3 protein-coding genes are annotated in these 4,733 nt (G+C 66.9%); 1 reads left to right on the top strand and 2 read right to left on the bottom strand.

Going from position 1 to position 4,733, the window contains the following annotated elements:
- Together JHD07_RS27860 and JHD07_RS27855 are read right to left on the bottom strand one after the other, a co-directional pair.
- Positions 1 to 1,465: amidase (locus JHD07_RS27860; RefSeq protein WP_291627895.1), on the bottom strand; the 1,465-nt coding region annotated here is incomplete at its 3' end.
- Between the two features lie 126 nt (positions 1,466 to 1,591).
- Entirely contained in the window at positions 1,592 to 2,698 is a 1,107-nt protein-coding gene (locus JHD07_RS27855) for a ring-opening amidohydrolase (protein ID WP_291627893.1), read from the bottom strand.
- Positions 2,699 to 2,937: 239 nt separating this feature from the next.
- On the opposite strand from JHD07_RS27855, the gene JHD07_RS27850 reads away from it, so the two are divergent.
- Positions 2,938 to 4,733 (top strand): Tex family protein (locus tag JHD07_RS27850; protein ID WP_291627891.1); only part of this gene is annotated, 1,796 nt, incomplete at its 3' end.

The raw sequence follows: 4,733 nt of genomic DNA, 5'->3' as shown, positions 1-4,733 counted from the left end.
TCACATGCACTTTCGCGGTCTTGCCGCCATTCCACTTGCCGTCGAGCGCGCGCTCGACCTGGGCGGCGAGCGGTAGCAGCAGGCCGTCATTGGCCTGCTTGGCGATGGCCTGGATGCCGAGCGGCAGGCCGTGATCCTGGCTCGCCATCGGCATCGAGATCGCCGGAATGCCGCAGAGATTGGCGAGCGGCGTGAAGGCGAAGAAGCGCCAGAGATTCTCGAACCAGTCGCGCACATCGGGATTGTCGGAGATGGTGAGATACTCCCTCGTGCCGACCTTCGGCGTCGGCAGCGCGGTGATCGGCGTCAGGATGACGTCCCACTGCTCGAAGAAGGCGCCGAAGCCGCGCGAGGTCGTGTTGAACACGGCCTGCATCTTCGCCCGCTCGGCGAAGCTGGTGTGCCGGCCGGCTTCCCAGATCCGGATGTTCATGGGCTCGATCAGGTCTTCCGGCGGGCTCGTGAGCCCGCGCGCGGCGAGCATGTTGGAGATCACCACTGCGAAATTCGAGATGTAGCAGGTGGTCTGCGCTTCGAACGCGGCGGGGAGGTCGATCTCCGGCAGCGCGTAGTCGACGTGATGCCCGAGACCTTCGAGGAAGCGTCCGGCCTTCTCCAGCTCGGCGGCGAGCTCGGGCGCCGCGGTGTAATTGCCCCAGGTGTGAGACAGCGCAATACGGAGCTTGCCGGGGTCGCGCTTGATCATCTCCGAATAGGGCTGCGCCGTGGTCCAGAACGGCATGAACTCGCCGGGCGCAGGCCCGCGCGCATGATCGACGAAGGCGGCGGTGTCGCGCACCGAGCGTGACTGGCAGCCCTGGATCGAGACGAGGCCGGTGAGGTCGGACATGTGCGGCGCCAGCGAGAACACGCCGCGCGAGACTTTCAGGCCGATATTGCCGTTGACGCCGGCGGGAATGCGGATCGAGCCGCCGCCGTCGGTCGCATGCGCGATCGGCACCACGCCCGCGGCGACCATCGCGGCGCTGCCCGCCGAGGAGCCGCAGGTGGTGTAGTCGGTATTCCAGGGATTGCGCGTGACGTAGACGGCGGGATTGTCGGCCGACGAGCACACGCCGAATTCCGGCGTCGTGGTGCGCCCGATCAAATTGAGCCCGGCCTGCCGGAATTTACCGGTGAGGAACGTATCGGCGCTCGCGCGATTGCCGCGCATCAAGAGCGAGCCCATCTCCTGCAGCCGGCCCTTCATGGTCGGCCCGAGATCCTTCATCAGGAACGGCAGGCCGGCGAACGGACCTGCCAGATTGGCGCCGTCCTTGGTGGGATCGGCGATCACGTCCTCGAACAGCTCGACCACACCGGACAGCGCCGGATTGACCTTGGCGACGCCCGCGGCGGCCTGGCGCGCCAGCTCCTTCGCCGTTAGCTCGCCCTTGCGGACGCGCCCGGCCAGCGCCACGCCATCGTGCTGCGCCCATTCGTTCCAGCTCATCGGCAAAGTCATGAAGTCAAATCCCCTTAAGGTCGCGGCGTCAGCTTTTTCGCAACGGCCCGTGTGAATCAACCGAGCCGCCGCGAGGGGCAGGGTTGCGTGGGGCGGACAGGTCGTACGATCGCGGCTGGGACTCGCTCATTCCGACAGTCGCGCGATTACCGCAACCGGGCCGCCGCCGGCCGGCCCCTGATGCTCGGCGCCGCCGGACACGTAGACTGCGCCGGTGCCGGCAAGGCCCGCGATCAGGCCACCGACCGCTGCGCGGGCGTGGCGTGTCGCGCTGATGTCGGTGTCCTCTAGCATGGTGTGGCGGAAGCCGCGCACGGCGCCGTCAGGCGAGGCCTCCGCCTTGGCGAAGATGTTGACGAGCGTGCGGCCTGCGGCGGTTTGCGGCGCCGCACTGAGCCCGACGCTGCTCAACGCCGATACCACCGCCGCGGCGTCGATGGCATCCTCCATGACAGCATGCCCGATCACATATTCGCTTGCCGATGACGCCGAATTGCCGAGCACGATGACGACATTGTGCATCAGCTCGATCCCCGACGAGGTCGAGGCCACCTTGGAGAAGAGATCGTAGCGTCGCAGCACGTCGTCGTCGCCGAGGTCGGAGCCGATCTCGCCGAGCGCGACGGCAACTCCCAACGCCGAAGCGCCGCGCGAATAGGCCATCGAGCTGTACGCGCTTGTCGTCGCCGTCTTGTTGCCGCGCGCGTTTGCCGCCGCAACGCGCTCGCTGGTCAGCAGCGGGCACTTGATCTGCACGAAATGGACGTCCGCGGGGTCGCTGATGCCGGCATCGGTCATCGCGGCTTGCACCGCCTTCGCCGTCTCGGTGATCTGCGCGGAGCGGCCGAGCTCCTCGGGCAGGAAATCCCGCGTGTGCGCCATGCCGATGCCGAGGCGCTTGCCGGACGGGCCCGGTCGTGCAGCCTCGCTGCGCGTGAACACCGTGATATGCGGGCTCAGCACGCCCTCGGTGCCGCCGGACATCACGAAGGCGATACGTTGCTCGACTGCCTCCGGCGACACACTGAGCTTGGGCGCCAGCGCCGTGCACAGCGCGGCCACCGCGTACTCCCGGGTAAAATCGTTGACGCCGCCATTGCCCTCGGTCTTGCCGAGAATGGCGAGGATCGAGTTGGGATCGATCGCGCCGGAGCCGATCAAGTCCATCAGGCCGGAGACGTCGCCGGGACCCGCGGTGGCGATCCTGAAGACGCCGACCGATGTCTTGGGCATGATTGGTCCTCGCGTGGAGTTCAGTGGTCCGGCGAAGCAAGCAGGCACGGAACGCAGGGTTGATGTCAAGCCGTCGCGCGCCTACGATTGTGGCGAGATCGCATCGGTCTGGCAAAAAAATCCTCTGTCGACGATGCTGCTTCGTACCTTGATGAATCAACCTTGGTTGGTCCATAAGCGGCGTCCCGCGACCGGTGGTTCGCCCCTGCGCCCGCGGACTTGAATAGAGGGAGTCTCGCGTGGCAAATATCAACCAGAAGATTGCGCAGGAGCTTGGGGTTCGCGCCGAGCAGGTCGAGGCGGCGGTGACGCTGCTCGACGGCGGCGCCACGGTTCCCTTCATCGCGCGCTACCGCAAGGAAGCGACCGGTGCGCTCGACGACGCGCAATTGCGCACCCTGGAGGAGCGCCTGGTTTACCTGCGCGAACTCGAGGATCGCCGCAAGGCCATTCTCGAATCGGTCCGCGAGCAGGGCAAGCTCGATGCCGCTCTTGAAGCCTCCATCATGGCCGCCGACAGCAAGGCCCGCCTCGAAGACATCTATCTGCCGTTCAAGCCGAAGCGTCGCACCAAGGCGGAGATCGCCAAGGAAGCTGGGCTCGAACCGCTCGCCAATCAGCTCATGGCTGAGCCCGGCAACGATCCGAAGGTCGTGGCCGAAGGCTTCATCAACGCGGAGAAGGGCGTCGCTGACGCCGCCGCCGCGCTGGACGGCGCCCGCGCCATCCTGGTCGAGCGCTTCGACGAGGACGCCGACCTGATCGGCGCATTGCGCGAGGAGGTGTGGAGCAATGCACGCATGGCCTCCAAGGTGCGCGACGGCAAGAAGACCGAGGGCGAGAAGTTCGCCGACTATTTCGATTTCTCGGAGCCGCTGACCAAGCTGCCCTCGCACCGCATCCTCGCGATGTTCCGCGGCGAGAAGGAAGAGATTCTCGATCTGCAAATCCAGGCCGAGGCCGAAGCGCCGCCGCCGGGCGTGCCGAGCGCCTATGAATTGAAGATCATGAAGCGGTTCGGCATCGCCGACCTCAAGCGCCCCGGCGACCGCTGGCTGGTCGACACCGTGCGCTGGGCCTGGCGCACCAAGATCCAGGTGCATCTCAATATCGATCTGCGCATGCGGCTGTGGAATTCGGCCGAGACCGAAGCCGTGCGCGTGTTCGCCTCGAATTTGCGCGATCTGCTGCTGGCCGCGCCCGCCGGCACCCGCGTCACCATGGGGCTCGATCCCGGCTACCGCACCGGCGTCAAGGTCGCGGTCGTCGACGCGACCGGCAAGGTGGTCGACACCATCGCGATCTATCCGCACGAGCCGCAGCGGCAGTGGAATGAATCGCTGGCGACGCTCGGCCGGCTCGCAATCAAGCACCGCGTCGAGCTGATCGCGATCGGCAACGGCACCGCCTCGCGCGAGACCGACAAGCTCGCGACCGAGCTGGTCAAGGGCCTGCCCGAGCTGAAGATGAACAAGATCGTGGTGTCGGAAGCCGGCGCCTCCGTCTATTCGGCCTCGGCCTTCGCCTCGGAGGAGCTGCCGGGCCTCGACGTCACCCTGCGCGGCGCGGTCTCGATCGCGCGACGGCTGCAGGACCCGCTTGCCGAGCTCGTCAAGATCGAGCCGAAGGCGATCGGCGTCGGCCAGTACCAGCACGACCTCGGCCAGGCCAAGCTCGCCAAATCGCTGGATGCGGTGGTCGAAGACTGCGTGAACGCGGTCGGCGTCGACGTCAACACCGCCTCCGCGCCGCTGCTGGCGCGCGTGTCGGGCGTCGGTTCTGGCCTTGCGCAGAGCATCGTCGCGCACCGCGACGCCAATGGCCCGTTCAAGTCGCGCAAGGCGCTCAAGGACGTGCCCCGGCTCGGGCCGAAGGCGTTCGAGCAGTGCGCGGGCTTCTTGCGCATCCTCGGCGGCGAGGACCCGCTCGATGCCTCCGGCGTGCATCCGGAAGCCTATCCGGTGGTGCGCCGGATTCTGTCGGCGACCAAGAGCGACATCAAGGTTCTCATCGGCAATGCGGGCCTGCTGCGCAA

Origin of the sequence: Bradyrhizobium sp., assembly GCF_016462955.1 — a bacterium.
In the GTDB taxonomy this organism is placed as follows: domain Bacteria; phylum Pseudomonadota; class Alphaproteobacteria; order Rhizobiales; family Xanthobacteraceae; genus Bradyrhizobium.
The sequence above is the reverse complement of the archived record's forward strand: the minus strand, read 5'-3'. Positions and strand labels throughout refer to the sequence as shown.

Excerpts from the sequence above, each read along its gene's own strand:
- JHD07_RS27855 (WP_291627893.1), bottom strand. The coding sequence starts at position 2,698 with ATGCCCAAGACATCGGTCGGCGTCTTCAGGATCGCCACCGCGGGTCCC.